This is a genomic window from Burkholderia sp. SIMBA_062 (genome assembly GCF_046534765.1).
GTDB lineage: Bacteria > Pseudomonadota > Gammaproteobacteria > Burkholderiales > Burkholderiaceae > Burkholderia > Burkholderia ambifaria.
In genome coordinates, this window is sequence record NZ_JAWRYD010000050.1 from 1 (window position 1) to 16518 (window position 16518).

The 16518-nt window shown below is 67.3% G+C and carries 15 protein-coding genes; 9 read left to right on the forward strand and 6 right to left on the reverse strand.

The window, feature by feature from the left end; genetic code table 11:
• Positions 1-101 precede the first annotated feature (101 nt).
• Positions 102-269 carry a DUF1427 family protein gene (locus SB786_RS33130; protein WP_034177745.1) on the reverse strand — a complete coding sequence of 56 codons (168 nt, stop codon included), beginning with the start codon at positions 267-269 and terminating at the stop codon, positions 102-104.
• A gap of 165 nt (positions 270-434) precedes the next feature.
• Entirely contained in the window at positions 435-1121 is a 687-nt protein-coding gene (locus SB786_RS33135; protein WP_011656592.1) for a hydrolase, read from the reverse strand.
• Positions 1122-1429: 308 nt separating this feature from the next.
• Here SB786_RS33135 and SB786_RS33140 point away from each other — a divergent pair, with 308 nt between their 5' ends.
• Both SB786_RS33140 and SB786_RS33145 read left to right on the forward strand, forming a co-directional pair.
• Positions 1430-1711 (forward strand): XapX domain-containing protein, encoded by a 282-nt coding sequence (locus tag SB786_RS33140; RefSeq protein WP_165754098.1) that lies wholly within the window; start codon positions 1430-1432, stop codon positions 1709-1711.
• Positions 1712-1786: 75 nt separating this feature from the next.
• On the forward strand, positions 1787-2695 hold the full coding sequence (locus SB786_RS33145) for a LysR family transcriptional regulator (RefSeq protein ID WP_410731143.1): 909 nt from the start codon (positions 1787-1789) through the stop codon (positions 2693-2695).
• Positions 2696-2819: 124 nt separating this feature from the next.
• Here SB786_RS33145 and SB786_RS33150 read toward each other — a convergent pair whose 3' ends face one another.
• From SB786_RS33150 to SB786_RS33160, 3 genes are all read right to left on the reverse strand, one after another.
• Positions 2820-4595: a winged helix-turn-helix domain-containing protein gene (locus tag SB786_RS33150; RefSeq protein WP_410731144.1), complete on the reverse strand. Its 1776-nt coding sequence runs from the start codon at positions 4593-4595 to the stop codon at positions 2820-2822.
• Between the two features lie 380 nt (positions 4596-4975).
• Positions 4976-5797 carry an alpha/beta fold hydrolase gene (locus tag SB786_RS33155; RefSeq protein WP_410731145.1) on the reverse strand — a complete coding sequence of 274 codons (822 nt, stop codon included), beginning with the start codon at positions 5795-5797 and terminating at the stop codon, positions 4976-4978.
• Between the two features lie 68 nt (positions 5798-5865).
• A complete protein-coding gene (locus SB786_RS33160) occupies positions 5866-6291 on the reverse strand; it encodes a DUF3331 domain-containing protein (RefSeq protein ID WP_410731146.1) in 426 nt (141 codons plus the stop codon).
• Between the two features lie 555 nt (positions 6292-6846).
• Here SB786_RS33160 and SB786_RS33165 point away from each other — a divergent pair.
• The 7 genes from SB786_RS33165 (at position 6847) to SB786_RS33195 (ending at position 15753) form a co-directional block, all read left to right on the forward strand.
• Complete coding sequence (locus SB786_RS33165; protein ID WP_034176910.1) at positions 6847-7668, forward strand: alpha/beta fold hydrolase; 822 nt, start codon at positions 6847-6849, stop codon at positions 7666-7668.
• A 333-nt stretch (positions 7669-8001) separates the two neighbouring features.
• Complete coding sequence (locus SB786_RS33170; RefSeq protein WP_410731147.1) at positions 8002-9282, forward strand: c-type cytochrome; 1281 nt, start codon at positions 8002-8004, stop codon at positions 9280-9282.
• A complete protein-coding gene (locus SB786_RS33175; protein WP_410731148.1) occupies positions 9279-9779 on the forward strand; it encodes a (2Fe-2S)-binding protein in 501 nt (166 codons plus the stop codon). Before SB786_RS33170 ends, SB786_RS33175 begins: the two co-directional genes overlap by 4 nt.
• Positions 9779-12040, forward strand: coding sequence for a molybdopterin cofactor-binding domain-containing protein (locus tag SB786_RS33180; RefSeq protein ID WP_410731149.1), 2262 nt, complete (start codon positions 9779-9781; stop codon positions 12038-12040). The genes SB786_RS33175 and SB786_RS33180 overlap by 1 nt, the downstream gene beginning before the upstream one ends.
• A gap of 67 nt (positions 12041-12107) precedes the next feature.
• A complete protein-coding gene (locus SB786_RS33185; RefSeq protein ID WP_105789103.1) occupies positions 12108-13025 on the forward strand; it encodes a LysR family transcriptional regulator in 918 nt (305 codons plus the stop codon).
• 241 nt (positions 13026-13266) lie between these two features.
• On the forward strand, positions 13267-14484 hold the full coding sequence (locus SB786_RS33190; protein WP_410731150.1) for an MFS transporter: 1218 nt from the start codon (positions 13267-13269) through the stop codon (positions 14482-14484).
• A gap of 156 nt (positions 14485-14640) precedes the next feature.
• Complete coding sequence (locus SB786_RS33195) at positions 14641-15753, forward strand: alkene reductase (RefSeq protein ID WP_410731151.1); 1113 nt, start codon at positions 14641-14643, stop codon at positions 15751-15753.
• Between the two features lie 79 nt (positions 15754-15832).
• Here SB786_RS33195 and SB786_RS33200 read toward each other — a convergent pair whose 3' ends face one another.
• Positions 15833-16504: a phosphohydrolase gene (locus tag SB786_RS33200; protein ID WP_410731152.1), complete on the reverse strand. Its 672-nt coding sequence runs from the start codon at positions 16502-16504 to the stop codon at positions 15833-15835.
• Between the last annotated feature and the right edge of the window lie 14 nt (positions 16505-16518).

Genomic DNA, 16518 nt, shown 5'->3' on the forward strand with positions numbered 1-16518 from the left:
CGGCGACAGGGTTCGCACGATCGAGCGTCGTGATGCGCCCGTTGTGCAGGATCAGATCCGGTTGAGTATCGGTTGCGGTCATATGCGTCACCTCACTTCGATCAAAGGCCGATGAGCTGCTTGAGGGCGGGGATCGCCTGCACGCCAATCAACATGCCGAGCAACCCGACCAGGGCAATCAGCGGCGGTGCGGGAGAGCGAACCTTGATAGCGCTGTAGATCACGCCTATCAGCAGGCCCGCACCAAGGGAAACCAGATAAGGTTCCATACAATCAATCTCTCGAACAAATTGGAATGCGGGCGCATGCCCTGCAAACGCTCCGCGGGCGGCCTCCGCGGATGAATCGCGTCACGCCGCCCGCATTGACGTATCACCGCCGCGGCGCGCTCATCGAGCACACCCCGGCGGCATCGACAGTTTCAACTGTCCGCGTTACTTCGCCGGCACGGGCGGAATCGACTCGTGCGGCGTCGCGGTGCGTTGCGGTGCCTTGTGGACCATCGTGTACGCGTAGTCGACGCCCATCCCGTATGCGCCCGAATGCTCCTTCGCGATCGCCATCACCGCGTCGTAGCTGTCGCGGCGCGCCCAGTCGCGTTGCCATTCGAGCAGAACCTGTTGCCACGTGACCGGCACCACGCCGGCCTGCACCATGCGCTGCATCGCGATGTCGTGCGCGGCCTGCGACGTGCCGCCCGAGGCGTCGGCGACCATGTAGATCTCGTAGTCACCTTCGAGCATCGCGCACAGCGCGAACGTCGTGTTGCAGACTTCGGTCCACAGGCCCGACACGACCACCTTCTTGCGGCCGTTCGCGGCCAGTGCGTCGCGCACCTTCTGGTCGTCCCACGAGTTCATCGACGTGCGTTCGAGCGTCTTCTGGTTCGGGAACACGTCGAGCAGCTCGGGGTAGGTATGCCCCGAAAAGCTGTCGCTTTCGACCGTCGTGATCGTCGTCGGGATGTTGAATACCTTCGCGGCCTTCGCCAGGCCCACGACGTTGTTCTTCAGCACCTGGCGATCGATCGACTGCACGCCGAACGCCATTTGCGGCTGCTGGTCGATGAAGATCAGCTGGCTGTTCTGCGGAGTGAGTACTTCAAGTTTCGGGTTGCTCATGGCGGTCATGTCCTTTGACGTGGAGAAAAATAAAGCCTGCCTCGCCGGCAAGCCGGGGGGCCCGATGTGCTGTGCTGGGAGGTTTTTCCTGCCAACGCCTGCCATTCAACACGGAAACTTGAAGCAATGCCAATTAATCGTTCTGTTCAAAAACATCCGACAAACGAATTCTTAAAAGATCTTAAATCGGTTGAATTTTCGCGCCGCTCCAGCGATGACCTGATAGGCTCTTTTTCGACTTCGTCGGTTCATCGACGGGGATTTATTCGCATCCGTCCACACGGTTGTCATCCACTTCAATTTATATTATGAAACCGTACGTTTCGTCGCTATTGGCCGGCATTCTCGCCGGCGCCGTCTACGCGTTGATTGGCGTGCAAGCGCCCGCGCCGCCCACCATTGCGCTGGCCGGCCTGTTGGGCATCCTGGCCGGCGAACAGATCCTGCCAGTCGCACGCCGGATGCTCGCGGGCATCCACCTGAAGGCCGCATGGAGCGAGGCGAAGTGCACGCAGCACATGTTCGGCTCCCTGCCCGGCGCGCAGCCCTCCAACGCCGCGGCGAAGCACCACGAGTCGACGCCGACGTGACGGACCGCTATTGACTGGACAAAGGGGCTCACGGCGTTAACATGACAGCCCGACGCCCCGCCTGTGAAATCCATCATGAAGCTGTCATTCGAAGCGCTCGAAGCGCTGGACGCGATCGACCGCACCGGCACGTTCGCCGAAGCCGCGGAACTGCTGCATCGCGTACCGTCGGCCCTGAGTTACCTCGTGCAAAAGCTCGAGGGCGACCTCGGCGTCGCACTGTTCGACCGCAGCGGACGCCGTGCGAAGCTCACCCATGCGGGTCGCGTCGTCGTCGAAGAAGGCCGACGGCTCCTGCATGCGGCCGAACAGCTCGAACTCAAGGCGCAGCGCGCGCAGCAAGGCTGGGAAACCGAGCTGCGCATCTGTATCGACGAGATCCTGCCGTTCGACGCGCTATGGCCTTGCGTGCATGCGTTCTACGGGCTCGAAATGGATACGCGGCTGCGGCTCTCGACCGAAGTCCTCGGCGGTACCTGGGACGCGCTGGTTGCGCGCCGCGCGGATCTCGTCGTCGGCGCGACGGGCGAGCCGCCGGAGCTGCCGGGCATCGTCACGCGGCCGATCGGCACGCTCACGCACGTGTTCGCGGTCGCGCCCGCCCATCCGCTCGCGGCCTTGCCCGAACCGCTGTCGATGGCGTCGATCGTCGAGCATCGCGGCGCCGTCATCAGCGACACGTCTCGCGAGCTGCAGCCGCGCTCGGTCGCCGTCGATGCCGGGCAGCCGACGCTCGCGGTACCTACCCTCGCGGCAAAACTGGCCGCGCAGTGCGAAGGACTCGCCGTGGGCACGCTGCCGGACTGCATCGCGGCGCGCGCGATCGCCCAGGGCAAGCTCGTCGCCCGCCAGGTGACCGGCATGCGCGACACGACGCATTGCTACATGGCGTGGCGCAGCGACGAAGCCGGCCGTGCGTTGCGCTGGTGGGTCGAGCAGCTCGATCGCCCCGATCTCGTCGACCGGTTCATCGCGCTTGCGTGATCCCGCCAGTGATCCCGCCGTGTCGGCCGAACGGATCGCGAACGCACTTCATTTCCTTCCCGGGTCACGCGTCCGGACCGCCGCATCGCACCGAACGTCGTGATTGCGCCGGCCGCGCGCGTCGTTACGGTTCGTCGCCTGTCTCGCACGCGAATGGGTTCGCTTCGGGCCACGCGTCGTGGACGCCCCGGCTCGATCCGGCGCCATGCGCGAGCGCCGCGGTATACGCGGCCAGCAGGCGCTTGCGCGCATCGTCTCGGGCCGGCGTCGCATCCAGATCGCGCATCGCATCGAGCGCCACGCGCGCGCGTTCGCGACACTCGTCCACGAGCGACAGGCCCACCAGGCACGGCACCGCCACGGCCGCCAGCGCGATGCCGGTCTCCGCGTGGCCGTTCGGCGAAAATGCCCAGTCGAGCGCCGCGCGCAGATTGCCGAGTTCGCGGCGCACCAGATCGAGCCGCGCTTCGGCCGGCGACGCATCGCCGCCGCCGGGCGCCAGCGTGAACAACGTAAGAAAGTAGTTCGCGTGCGCGAGCGCGGCGGCCGCGCATTCGCCGTTGTTCGCGAGCTGCTGCAGCGCATAGGCGCGCGTCGTCGTCAACAACCGGTAGCGTGGCACGCCGTGCGCATTCTCGACGTTGACGAGCGACTTCGACACAAGGCCGGCGATCGTGTCGAGCAGGTCCGCATCGGCGAGCCCCTTCGTGCCGACGATGTCCCGCACCGCCTCGATCGAAAAACCGTCGCGGAACACGCCGAGCCAGCGCAACAGCACGCGCTCCTTGTCCCCCAGCAAGCGGTAGCTCCAGTCGTACATGGCCTGCAGCGTCCGGTGGCGTGGCAATGCCGTGCGAAAGCCACCGGTCAGCAACCGGAAATGGTCGTCGAGATGATCGGCCAGTACGTCGATGCCGAGCACGGCCGCACGGGCGGCGGCCAGCTCGATCGCCAGCGGCAGGCCGTCGAGATGTCGGCAAACCGACGCCATCAGGGACACGCTGCGTTCGTCGAGCGGAAAACGCGGATCGGCGGCGCACGCGCGTGCCGCGAACAATTGCACCGCGCTTGCGCCCAGCGTGTCGGCTGCGTCGGCACCTTCGTCGCCGACCTCGAGCGGTGGCACCGGGCACTGTCGCTCGCCGTGGATGCGAAGCGCCTCGCGGCTGGTCGCCAGCACGCGCAGCCCGGTATCGGACTCGGTCAACACGGCGGCGATTCGCGCGGCTGCATCAAGCAGATGCTCGCAATTGTCGAGCACGAGCAACATCCTGCGATGCGCGACGCTCGACAGCACCGCTTCGAGCGTCAGCGAGCGGGCCGGCAGCGCGATGTCCAGCGCGTCCGCCAGCGCGGCGGGGACGAATTGCGGGCCCGCAACCGTCGCCAGCGACACGAACGCCGCACCATCCGGAAAGTGCGCCTCGGCACGGATCGCGGCTTCGATCGCGACGCGCGTCTTGCCGATGCCGCCCGCCCCGACCAGCGTCACGACGCGCGACGCGTCGAGCGCCGCGAGGACATCGGCGACCATCTGCTCCCGCCCCACGAGCGCGGTCGGCGCGGGCGCGAGCCGGGACGACGCCGGGCGCACGGAGGCCGCGCCTTCGGCGAGTTCGCTGACGAGCCGATAGCCGCGCCCCGGCACCGTGACGATCAGATGCCGGTCCTGGCCCAGCGCCTTGCGCAACGACGCGATATGCACCTGCAGGTTATTTTCCTCCACGAACGTATGCGGCCACACGCGCTGCATGATCTCGTCTTTCGAGACCAGCGCGCCATTTGCCTGAACCAGGAGTTCGAGAATTTCGAATGCACGGCTGCCGATGCGCAACAGTTCGCCGTTCGCGCGAATTTCACGTCTGTCTAGAAAAACGTGAAGCGTTCCAATGCGGATCATGGGAGGGTCTAATCGATGGCATTTATCGATGCCTGTCGAAACGACACCGATTTGACACCAATACTACGGCATTTGCTGCGTATGATGATTCAAATTATCAGAATGGAATGAGCAAATTTTTTGAATCGTTGAAATCGGCGGGCTTCGCATCTTCTGCGCATGGCACGGCATGGCGCGCTTCATTCCCGACCGGAGAAGCCGGCATTCAGCGATGAATTGGTTTTCGTACGATTATTCCGCGATTCGATTGACGCGGGAATTCGAGCGAGCCGCGGTTCCGGCCCGTATTTGAACACACGGTTCGAGACGTGCGCAGCAAGGGCGCCGGACGGCCTTGGCCGCCCGATATGTCACGCTACGTCACGCCCCCTCACGCCCCGTCACGCACTGACGAACGCCAGCAGTTCGTCGTTCAATCGTTGTGCATGTGTCAGATACAGCGCATGCGGGCCGCCTTCGTAGATGCTCAGCGTCGCGTGCGGCACGCGCGCGGCGGTGGCCGCCCCTGTCAGGGCGAGCGGCGCCGTCTGGTCGTCGTCGCCATGAATCACGCGCGTCGGTACGTCGAATTTGTCGAGATCCGCCCTGAAATCGGTTTCGGAAAATGCGCGGACGCAATCGAGCGTGCCCTTCAATCCGGCCTGCAGCGCCATGAACGAAGTCCAGTCGAGCGCGGCGCGCGAGATCGTCGAATCCGCCCGGTTCGAACCGGTGAACAACGGCCAGAAGTACTCGAAGAACGCGGCGCGGTCCGCCACGATCGCCGAGCGAATGCCGTCGAACATCGCGACGTCGACGCCGTCCGGATGGTCGTCGCGCCGCGCGATGAGCGGCGTCACCGAGCCGATCAGGACGGCCTTCGCAATGTGGCGCGTGCCGTGCCGGCCGATGTATCGGGCCACCTCACCGCCGCCCATCGAAAAGCCGACGAGCGTCACGTCGCGCAATCCGAGCGTCTCGATCAGCGTCGCGAGATCGTCCGCCAGCGTATCGTAGTCGTAGCCCGTCCACGGTTGGCCGGACCGGCCGAAACCGCGCCGGTCGTACGCGATGCCGCGAAAACCGTTCGATGCCAGATGATGCATCTGGACGTCCCACATGTCCGCATTCAGCGGCCAGCCGTGAATGAACACGACCGGGCGCCCAGCGCCCCAGTCCTTGTAGTGAATCGAGACGCCGTCGCGTGTCGTGAACGTACTCATGAAGCTTCCTTGGCGAAGAAAAGGCAGCAGCGCCAGCCGCCGCCGATGAATGGGCGCACCGCTCCCGGTCAGGAACGGGACAGCCTGACGATGAATCGGTCCAGCTCGGACGCGAGGATCGCCTCCCAGCAATTCGCGGGACGCTTCGCTCCGCGCCACTGCGGCTTGTAGATCGCATCGCCGGCGCGAATCGGCAGGCCGGTCAGTGCGCAGCGCCCCGGCGAGCGGGCCTTTGCACTGATCCAGCGCTGCTCGTCATACCGGCAGTGGGTCGGGTCGCTCCACGACACCAGCAGCGAGGAATCGGTCTGCCGCTCGACCGCGACGATCGCGCACCGGCGACGTGCGCCACCGATCGACGCCCCGCGCACGTCGTCGCGATGACGGCGGCGCGCCGCATCCCGGTCGCGAAGATTCAGCGACGCGCAGCGGCTTGCGCCGGACGACGGATCGAGCAGCGTCATCACGTGCTCCCAGCGATCGAATGTGTCCATGACGGCGTATCCAGGCAAGTGGCGAGAGATTCGGACGTTTCGCATCCGTGCGCATCACGATCGTCATGCGCTGGCGCGAACCGGCAGCGACCCGCGACGGGACGGCTTGATGCTGACGATAGCGAGCGGCCGCTGAAGAGTCTTGATCCCCATGCTTAATTGTTCTGGTGGCGTTGCTCGCGCGCGCCGCCGCCCGGCCGGTTCATGAAAATTCAGCCGAATTTCAGTACACGCCGCAGGGCCCCGCGCTAGGCTCCCGTCGACGTTCGTTCGCTCCGCTCGGGCGCCTGCCGGCCCGCGACCGCGAACGCACGCCGGCTGCCGGCGAGCGTGCCGCATGCGGGCAGATCCGGACCATCGATTCCACACGACATCATTGCACCGCACGTTCAAGGAGCTTCAATGCGTCCCGCAGACCTCGACGCCGTCCCCTCGGCACGCCGCCGCGACATGCTGCTTGCCGGCGCGACCGCCGTTGCAGCCGCCGCGCTGCCGGCCGCCGCCGCAGCAGCCGCACCCAAACACGCCGCTTCCGCCCATCAAGGAACCTCTCCGATGAACACGATCACCACGCAAGACGGTACGCAGATTTATTTCAAGGACTGGGGCAGCGGCCGTCCGGTCGTGTTCTCGCACGGCTGGCCGCTGTGCGCCGACGCATGGGATCCGCAGATGCTGTTCCTGGTGCAGCACGGCTACCGCGTGATCGCGCACGATCGCCGCGGTCACGGCCGATCGAGCCAGCCGTCGCAAGGCAATGACATGGATACCTACGCGGACGATCTCGCCGCGCTGATGAATGCGCTGGACCTGCGCGAAGCGACGCTCGTCGGCCACTCCACCGGCGGCGGCGAAGTCGCCCACTACATCGGCCGTCACGGCACGAAGCGCGTGTCGAAGGCCGTGCTGATCGGCGCCGTGCCGCCCCAGATGGTGAAATCGCCGTCCAATCCCGGCGGCCTGCCGATGGACGTATTCGACGGCATCCGCAAGAACGTCGCCGAGAACCGTTCGCAGTTCTACAAGGATCTCGCCGTGCCGTTCTTCGGCTTCAATCGTCCCAATGCGAAGGTGTCGCAGGGCACGATCGACGCATTCTGGGCACAAGGGATGATGGGCGGCGCCCATGGCCAGTATCTGTGCGTCAAGGAATTCTCCGAGGTCGACTACACCGAGGACCTGAAGAAGATCGACGTCCCGACGCTGATCCTGCACGGCGACGACGATCAGATCGTGCCGATCGACGATTCCGCGCGCCTGTCCGCGAAGATCGTGAAGCACGCGCAGCTCAAGATCATCCCCGGCGGCGCGCACGGCATGTGCGTCGTCGACGCGGCGCGCATCAATGCCGAACTGCTCGCGTTCCTGAAGGCGTAACGCCGCCGCACGGCGCGCCGCGCGTCGACCCGCGCCGCGCCGCCATCCGCGTGATGGCGAATCGCACGCAGGTTCGGCAGGTCATCCCGAATCCGGTCACCCACGCGCTCGACGCGATGGACGGACTGGCCACGTCGTGCGAACTCGAGCGTTCAGAACGTTTCAGCGCGGCTTCAGGAAATGGCGAGCGCGCACACGTAGACTGGTTTCACGAGCCGTCGTGCAGATGCTTGCCCGCGCGTCGGCGCCCTTCCTGGAGTGACGAATGATTTCCGGCGCACATTGTCCCGCGCATCGAATCAGGTACGACCGGCCGATTCGCGTGGAGCACGCATGAAGCACAAACGACTCTGGCTCGGTGCGACCGGCGTCGCGATCGCGGGGCTCGCGATCGCCGTCGGCATCATGGTCCGGCCGTCGATCGCGCCGATCGAACCGCCCGCACGCGCGTCGTTCGATCCGCAACTCGTCCGAGCCGGCGCACGCGTGGTCGCGCTCGGCGACTGCGTCGTCTGCCATACGGCGAAGGACGGCAAACCGTTCGCCGGCGGGCTGCCGCTCGCGACGCCGTTCGGCACGATCTACGCGACCAACATCACGCCGGATGCCGATACCGGCATCGGCCGCTGGTCGCGGGACGCGTTCTCGCGCGCGCTGCGCAGCGGCATCGCCCGGGACGGGCATCCGCTCTACCCCGCGTTTCCGTACATCCACTTCACGCGGATGTCCGACGACGAGATCGCGGCGGCCTACGCGTACCTGATGACCCGCGAGCCGGTTCAAGCCAGCACGCCGCAGAACGACCTAATCTTCCCGCTCAACTTCCGCCCGCTCGTCGCGTTCTGGAACGTCCTGTTCCTGCACGAAGGCGCAAGCACGCCGGACCCTGCGCAATCCGCGCAGTGGAATCGCGGCAAGGCGCTGGTCGACGGCCTCGGCCACTGCGCGTCCTGCCATTCGCCGCTGAATGCGATCGGCGGCGAGAAAGCGGGCAAGGCATTCGACGGCGGCATCGTCGACGGATGGGAAGCGCCGCCGCTCAATACGCTCGGCAACGCGGCACGCCCGTGGACGCAGGCGCAACTGGTCGCGTATCTGCGCACCGGCCGCGCGAGCGAGCATGGCGCGGCAGCCGGCCCGATGCTTCCCGTCACGCGCGATCTCGCGACCGTGCCCGCGGAAGACGTCGAGGCGATCGCCGCCTACATCCTGTCGATCCAGAAGCCCGTCGGCGCGCGGCCCGCGACGGCCGGCCCCGGACACAACCCGACGACGCCCGCCGGCCAGCGCGGCTCGGTGCTGTTCCAGGCGTCGTGCGCGCAGTGCCACGGGCCGGCGGCGCCGATGCAATCGATCGGCGAGCGGCCGACGCTCGCGTTCAGCACGGCGGTCGCCGCCGACACGCCGCGCAACGCGATCCAGATGATGTTCAACGGTATCGGCTGGCATGGCGAGGACACGCTGAACTACATGCCGTCATACCTCGACCAGTACGACGACCGGCAAATCGCGGATCTTGCCGCGTACATCCGCGAAACGTATTCCGATCGCCCCGCGTGGAGCGGCGTCGAATCCCTGGCCGCGACACTCAGAAAGGAGGACCGCACGCGATGATCACCCTCACCGTGAATGGCGCGCGGCATACGCTCGACATCGACCCGTCCACGCCGCTGCTCTATGCGCTGCGCAACGACCTGCACCTGCACGGCGCGAAGTTCGGTTGCGGCCTCGGACAATGCGGCGCGTGCACCGTCATCGTCGACGACAAGCCGATGTTCTCGTGCCTGATCCCGGTCGCCGCGATCGGCGCACGCAGCGTCAGGACCATCGAGAGCCTCGGCACCGCCGAGCGGCCGGGCAAGCTTCAGCAAGCGTTCATCGATCATCAGGCGGCGCAGTGCGGCTACTGCATCGCCGGCATGATCATGCGCGCGCAGGCGCTGCTCGAACGCAACCCGAAACCGACCGAACGCGAACTGCGCACCCACATGGAACCGAACCTGTGTCGTTGCGGCACCCACCTGCGGATCCTGGCGGCCGTGCGTCAGGTCGCGGGCCTGCCGGACCCGGAACCGGCCGGCGCGCCGGTCATGATCAGCAAGGGCATCTGATGAACGCACCCGACGACATCGACGAAGGCCGCCGGCACTTCATGGTTTCCGGCGCGCTCTTCGTCGCGTTCAGCTTGGCACCGGCCGCACGCGCCACCGCCCAGGTCGTGATCGCGGACGAAGGCGCGGCCGTCCATGTATCGCGCGCTACCGAGACGCTGGCCGGCAGCCTCAAGACCAACCCGCTGCTGGACGCCTGGATCAAGATCACGCCCGACGGCAAGGTCACCGTGTTTACCGGCAAGGTCGAGCTCGGCACCGGCGTGCGCACCGCGTTGCTGCAGGTGGCGGCCGAGGAGCTGAACATGAAGCCCTCGCTGATCACGTTCCTGACCGCCGACACCGGCGCGTCGCCGGACGAGGGCCTGACCGCCGGCAGCCACACGATGGCGGACAGCGGCTCCGCGCTGCTGAACGCGGCCGCGCAGGTGCGCGCGCTGCTGGTCGACGGCGCGGCGAAGCAGTTCGGCGTCGATCCGCGCACGCTCACGGTCGCCGATGCGCTCATCAAGGCGCCGGACGGCCGCACGATGCGCTATGGCGACGCGGTTCGCACCGTCGACCTGCATCGCACCGCGACACCGACCTCGCCGCTGAAGCCGCCGGCGACGTTCGCCGTGATCGGCACGTCGCTGCCGCGCGTCGATATTCCGAACAAGGTCACGGGTGGCGTCAGCTACGTGCAGGACATGGACCTGCCCGGCATGCTGCATGCACGCGTCGTGATGCCGCCGGTGTACGACGCGAAACTGCTGTCGTTCGACGAAGCCGCGATCCTGAAGATGCCGGGCGTCGTACGGATCGTGCGCAACGGCAGCATGCTGGCCGTCGTCGCCCAGGGGGAATGGCAGGCCGTCGTCGCGCAGCGCGCGCTGGCCGCCGCGTGCCGCTGGTCTCCCGGGCGGACGCTGCCTGACCGCAATACGGTTCATGAAGACCTGAAGCGGATCGCGACGCAGCACATCGAGATCGCCAATACGCATGCGCCGGCCGCGCCCGCGGTGAAGACGCTGAGCGCCACGTTCCTGAAGAATTACCTGCTGCACGGCTCGATCGGGCCGTCGTGCTCGGTCGCTCATCTCGAGAACGGCATGCTGACGGTGTGGACCCACTCGCAGGGCGTGTATCCGCTGCGCGACGCGCTGGCCGAGATGCTGTCGATGCCGAAGGCGAACATCCGCTGCATCCACACCGAGGGCTCGGGCTGCTATGGGCACAACGGCGCGGACGACGCGGCCGCGCATGCGGCGCTGATCGCCGCCGCGATGCCGGCCAAGCCGATTCGCGTCCAGTGGATGCGCGAACAGGAACATACGTGGGATCACTTCACGCCGGCGATGGTCACCGAGCTCAGCGCGTCGCTCGACGCCGGCGGGCGCATCGTCGACTGGAAGTACGCGCTGTGGAGCAGTTCGCACAACGAACGCATCGTCAATGCCGGCCGGCTGCTGCCCGCGCGGATGCTCGAGCCGCCGTTCGTCCCCGCGCCGTCGACGCCGATGCTGCAGCCCGAGGGCGGCGGGGATCGCAACGCGATCCCGCTGTACGCGCTGCCGAACATGCAGATCGTCAACAACTTCTCGCCGACGATGCCGCTGCAGACGTCGGCGATGCGCTCGCTCGGCGCGCACACGAACATCTGGTCGATCGAAAGCTTCATGGACGAGCTGGCGCATGCCGCCGGCGTCGATCCCGTCGAATTCCGGCTGCGTCACATGCAGGATCACCGTGCGCGCCAGGTGATCAAGCTCGCCGCGACCAAGTTCGGCTGGCCGCGTGCGCCGCGCGCGCGCAACCGCGGCGTCGGCTTCGCGTTCGGCAAATACAAGAACCTGATGGCTTACGTCGCGATGGCGATCGAGATTTCGGTGGTGCCGGAAACGGGCCAGGTCACGCTCGACCACGCGGAAGTCGCCGTCGACGCCGGGCAGGTCGTGTCGCCCGACGGCATCCGCAACCAGATCGAAGGCGGCATCTTGCAGGCCGCCAGCTGGACGCTGTACGAGGCGTTGAAATACGATACGCAGCGCATCCGCAGCTTCGACTGGAGCAGCTATCCGATCCTGCGTTTTTCGGCGGCGCCGCAAAGCGTGAAGGTCCACCTGATCAATCGTCCCGGCGCACCGTTTCTCGGCGCGGCCGAGGCGTCGATGGGACCGACCGCCGGCGCGCTCGCCAACGCGATTTTCGACGCGACGGGCCAACGCCTCCGCGAAATGCCGTTTGCCGGCGACGGGCTGAGGAAACGCATCGACGCATAGCGTCACGACACAACCGATCGCGCCGGCACGAACCGGCGCCGACAACCGACAGGCTGGAGATTGAACGATGGATACCTTGCTTTCGATGCGCGTGTTTACGCGCATCGTCGAAACGGGCAGTTTCACGCGCGCGTCGGACACGACCGGGCTGACGACACCGCGCGTGTCCGCGCTGCTGAGCACGCTCGAACAGCACCTCGGTTGCCGGCTCTTGAACCGCACGACGCGCCGCATCTCGCTGACCGAGGACGGGCAGGCGTACTACGAACGCTGCGTCGGAGTGCTGCGCGAAATCGACGACATGGAAGCCGCGGTATCGCAGGCGCGCAACGTGCCGCGCGGCCGCCTGAAAGTGAACCTGCCGCCGGCGATGGCCAAGCAGATCATGGTGCCCGCGCTGCCCGAGTTTCTCGCCGCCCATCCGAACATCTCGATCGAACTCGGCGTGACCGATCGCCAGATCGACCTCGTCGGCGAGGGCGTCGATTGCGTGGTGCGCATCGGCGCACTCGACGATTCGGGCATGATCGCCAGGCGCATCGGCAGCCTGACCACCTGCACGTGCGCGGCCCCCGCGTATCTCGACCGATGCGGCGCGCCCGAAACGGTCGACGAACTCGCGCAGCACGTCGCGATCAGCCACATCTCGGCCGATACCGGCCGCCCGCGGCCGTGGGATTACGTCGTCGACGGCGAAACGCGGATCGTGCAGATGTGCGGCACGGTCGCGGTCAACGACGCCGATACCTACATCGAGTGCGGGGTCGCGGGCATCGGCCTGATCAAGACCTCGCTGTACCTGGTCGAACCGTATCTGAAATCGGGGCGGTTGCGCGAGGTGCTGACCGATTTCAACGCGCCGCCCCGGCCGATCTCGATCCTGTATCCGCCCAATCGGCATACGCCCGTCAAGCTCAAGATCTTCGTCGACTGGCTCGCGAGCCTGTTCGCGCAGATTCCGACGCTGCAGGGCCAGCGCGGCTGAACGCCGCCACCGGCCCTCCTGCCCGGACGCCCGCGTCCCAACCGTTTTCACGCCCCTGACACCGCGAGCGTTGCGCGCCTTTGCGCGGCACGCAATGCTCGATTGCGCGACGGACGTATTCCGTTGTCATCGCTCGATCAATAGTCTTGACGGCAATGCGGCGTGCATGGCTCGCCGCTTGCGAAATTGCAATGCGCCGCCCGGCAAACGGGCGTCCGACATCTCGTTCAAGGAGTCGACCATGTCAACGGAATCCACCCCGCTCGCGGCCCACGGGCCGACGCCCAGGCTCACGCAGGGCCTCATCCTGCTGTTCGCGTTCAGTTGCGGCGCGATCGTCGCGAACCTGTACTACGCACAACCGATCACCGAGCTCATCGCGCCCGCGCTGCACATGTCCGGCGGGATGGCGAGCCTCATCGTGTCGCTGACGCAGATCGGCTACGCGCTCGGCCTGTTCTTCATCGTGCCGCTCGGCGACCTGCTCGAGAACCGCAAGCTGATGATCGTCACGGCCGTGATCTCGATCGCGAGCCTCGCCGCGGCCGCGCTGACCCGCACGCCCGGCCTGTTTCTCGCGATTTCGCTGCTGATCGGCTTCAGCTCGGTCGCCGTCCAGATCCTGGTCCCGCTCGCCGCGCACCTCGCGCCGGATCATTCGCGCGGCCGGGTGGTCGGCACGATCATGAGCGGGCTGCTGCTCGGCATCCTGCTCGCGCGCCCGCTGTCGAGCGTGGTGGCCGACGCGTTCGGCTGGCGCTTCGTGTTCGCGGGCGCCGCGGTGGTCATGACGCTCGTGACGGTCGTGCTCGCGCTGACGATTCCGTCGCGCCAGCCCGATCATCGCGCGACCTATTTCGACCTGATCGGCTCGCTGCTGCATCTGGTGCGCACGCTGCCGGTGCTGCGCCATCGCGCGTTCTACCAGGGCCTGATGTTCGCGTCGTTCAGCCTGTTCTGGACCGCCGTGCCGGTCGAGCTGACGCGTCACTACGGGTTGTCGCAATCCGCCATCGGCCTGTTCGCGCTCGTCGGCGCGATCGGCGCGACGTCGGCGCCGGTCGCCGGCCGCTTGGCGGACGCCGGCCATACCGTGCGGGCGACGCTGATCGCGCTGGTCGCCGGCGCACTGTCGTATGCGGTCGCGCTGCTTCACGGCGTCGGCCTGTACGGCCTCGTCGTCACGGGCATCGTGCTCGATTTCGCGGTGCAGATGAACATGGTGCTCGGCCAGCGCGAGATCTACGCGCTGGATGCGACGAGCCGCAATCGTCTGAACGCGCTGTACATGACCAGCATCTTCGTCGGCGGCGCCATCGGCTCCGCGCTCGCGAGCCCGCTGTACGAACACGGCGGCTGGCCGCTCGTCGCCGCGGTCGCCGGCGCCTTCCCGATCGTCGCGCTCGCGCACTACCTCGCGATCGGCCGGCCGTACGCGCAACGCCACGCACGCACCTGAACCGGCGCCGGCCGCCGGTCGAGCGCACGCATGCCGCACGGCACGTGCGCGCGCCGGAACGCCGCCGGCATGTCATTCCGACTTTCCACCGGGGCCGCTGTTTCGCCGCTTGCGACGGCGCGCGGCGCCCCCTGCTCAACGCACAAGGAATCCACCATGTCTTCCCTGCTCAGCACCTACGATCTGCGCGGCCTGCCGCTGCCCAACCGAGTCGTGATGGGGCCGATGACGCGCTCGCGCGCACCATCGCGCGGCCAGCCGACCGCACTCATGGCCGAGTATTACGCGCAGCGCGCGTCCGCCGGCCTGATCGTCACCGAGGCGACCAACGTCAGCCACACGTCCGCGGCGTTCGAACTGACGCCCGGGCTCGTCACCGACGAGCAGGCGGCCGGCTGGAAGCAGGTCACCGACGCGGTCCATGCGAATGGCGGCCGCATCTTCGCGCAGCTGTGGCACGGCGGCCGCGTCAGCTCGCTGACGCTGCTCGGCGGCGACGCGCCGCTGTCGCCGTCCGGCGTCAACGACGATCTCGAGCAGTTGCAGGTGTGGGCCCGGTTGCAGAACGGCTATTACACGAAGATTCACGCGACGCCGTCGCGCGCGATGACGACGGACGAAGTCGCCGCAACGGTCGATGACTTCGGCCGCGCGGCCGCCCGCGCGATGGCGGCCGGCTTCGACGGCGTCGAGATTCACGCGGCCAACGGCTACCTGCCGCACCAGTTCCTGTCATCGACGCTGAACCGCCGCGACGACCGCTACGGCGGCTCGGTCGCGAACCGCGCGCGCTTTCTCGAGGAGATCGTCGACGCGGTCGGCGACGTGATGCCGCTCAGCCGCGTGGGCGTGCGCATCTCGCCGTACGCGAATTACAACAACGTGCGGGACGCAGATCCGGATGCAACGTACGCGTACGTCGGCCGCATGCTCGACGAAGCGGGCGTCGCCTACCTGCACGCGGCCGATACCAACGGCTGGAGCGGCGAGCCCGACCTGCCGCGCATCATCGAGCACACGCGCAAGACCTTCAGCGGCACGCTGATCGTCAACGGCGGCATCACGCCGGACGCCGCGAATGCGCTGATCGATGCGGGCGACGCCGATCTCGTCGCGTTCGCGCGCGCGTACATCGCGAACCCGGATCTCGTCGAACGCATCGCCACGCAAGCGCCGCTCGCCGTGCCGAAGTCGATCGGCTGGTACGGCGGCGAGCGCGCGGGATACGTCGACTATGCGCGGCACGACGCAGCGGCGCCGACCGCCTGAGCCCCGTGGCACGGCGACGCCCCGCCGCCATGACCGGCGGCGGACGCCCGCCGCCGGCTGTCGCTTCGCAACGGTTTCTTCAGGCGTCCTTCCAATGCGCACCCAGCACGCGCCCGCAGAAATTCGGCCGGTGAAAATCCGGATCGGCCCGCTCGAGCACGTCGGCGCTCCAGGTGCCGAACGTCGATGCCGGCCGGTGCGCGACCCCGCGGGCGAGCGCGTCGAGGAACGCGTCGCCGAACCCGTCGCCGCGCGGATAAGCGGCGAGCAGCGCGCGGCGCTCGTCGGCCGAATGCGCGTCGGCGTCGGTGGCCATCAGGTCCGTCGATACCGCGCTCGACAGCGCGCGCGCCAGCGACGACACGCGCGCGCCCACGCCGGGCGTCGTATGCAGCGCGATGGCGCGCCATACGTCGTCGCAGATCGGCTGCGGCGTGCGGTGCCGCGACAGGAACGCGTGCGCGGCATCGGCGCTGTCGAGCTCGTAGCGCGCGCTCGAGCGGCAATACGCGGCACTCAGGCCCATGTTCGCGTACATGGCGGCCACGTAGAGCACATCGGCATCGCACGTGTCGCCGGCGCGGCGCGCGGCGAGCGATGCGAGGACGAATACCCGGCAAGCGTGGTCGGTGATCACGCGCGGCAGCGACGCGCGCGCGGCTTCGGCGGCCTCGATCGCGATCGGCGTGCGCGGAATGCGAACGCCGGCGACTTCGTCATTCGCCGATGCGCACGTGTGCGCAGAATTCATGTCGTCTCCTTCTG

What these genes read in the sequence shown, in the direction of transcription:
- SB786_RS33155 (WP_410731145.1), bottom strand. Translation starts at nt 5,797, where the DNA reads ATGAGTACGTTCACGACACGCGACGGCGTCTCGATTCACTACAAGGAC.
- SB786_RS33140 (WP_165754098.1), top strand. Translation starts at nt 1,430, where the DNA reads ATGAAACCGTACGTTTCGTCGCTATTGGCCGGCATTCTCGCCGGCGCC.
- SB786_RS33130 (WP_034177745.1), bottom strand. Translation starts at nt 269, where the DNA reads ATGGAACCTTATCTGGTTTCCCTTGGTGCGGGCCTGCTGATAGGCGTG.
- SB786_RS33180 (WP_410731149.1), top strand. Translation starts at nt 9,779, where the DNA reads ATGAACGCACCCGACGACATCGACGAAGGCCGCCGGCACTTCATGGTT.
- SB786_RS33195 (WP_410731151.1), top strand. Translation starts at nt 14,641, where the DNA reads ATGTCTTCCCTGCTCAGCACCTACGATCTGCGCGGCCTGCCGCTGCCC.
- SB786_RS33165 (WP_034176910.1), top strand. Translation starts at nt 6,847, where the DNA reads ATGAACACGATCACCACGCAAGACGGTACGCAGATTTATTTCAAGGAC.
- SB786_RS33170 (WP_410731147.1), top strand. Translation starts at nt 8,002, where the DNA reads ATGAAGCACAAACGACTCTGGCTCGGTGCGACCGGCGTCGCGATCGCG.
- SB786_RS33175 (WP_410731148.1), top strand. Translation starts at nt 9,279, where the DNA reads ATGATCACCCTCACCGTGAATGGCGCGCGGCATACGCTCGACATCGAC.
- SB786_RS33190 (WP_410731150.1), top strand. Translation starts at nt 13,267, where the DNA reads ATGTCAACGGAATCCACCCCGCTCGCGGCCCACGGGCCGACGCCCAGG.
- SB786_RS33185 (WP_105789103.1), top strand. Translation starts at nt 12,108, where the DNA reads ATGGATACCTTGCTTTCGATGCGCGTGTTTACGCGCATCGTCGAAACG.
- SB786_RS33135 (WP_011656592.1), bottom strand. Translation starts at nt 1,121, where the DNA reads ATGAGCAACCCGAAACTTGAAGTACTCACTCCGCAGAACAGCCAGCTG.
- SB786_RS33200 (WP_410731152.1), bottom strand. Translation starts at nt 16,504, where the DNA reads ATGAATTCTGCGCACACGTGCGCATCGGCGAATGACGAAGTCGCCGGC.
- SB786_RS33145 (WP_410731143.1), top strand. Translation starts at nt 1,787, where the DNA reads ATGAAGCTGTCATTCGAAGCGCTCGAAGCGCTGGACGCGATCGACCGC.
- SB786_RS33160 (WP_410731146.1), bottom strand. Translation starts at nt 6,291, where the DNA reads ATGGACACATTCGATCGCTGGGAGCACGTGATGACGCTGCTCGATCCG.
- SB786_RS33150 (WP_410731144.1), bottom strand. Translation starts at nt 4,595, where the DNA reads ATGATCCGCATTGGAACGCTTCACGTTTTTCTAGACAGACGTGAAATT.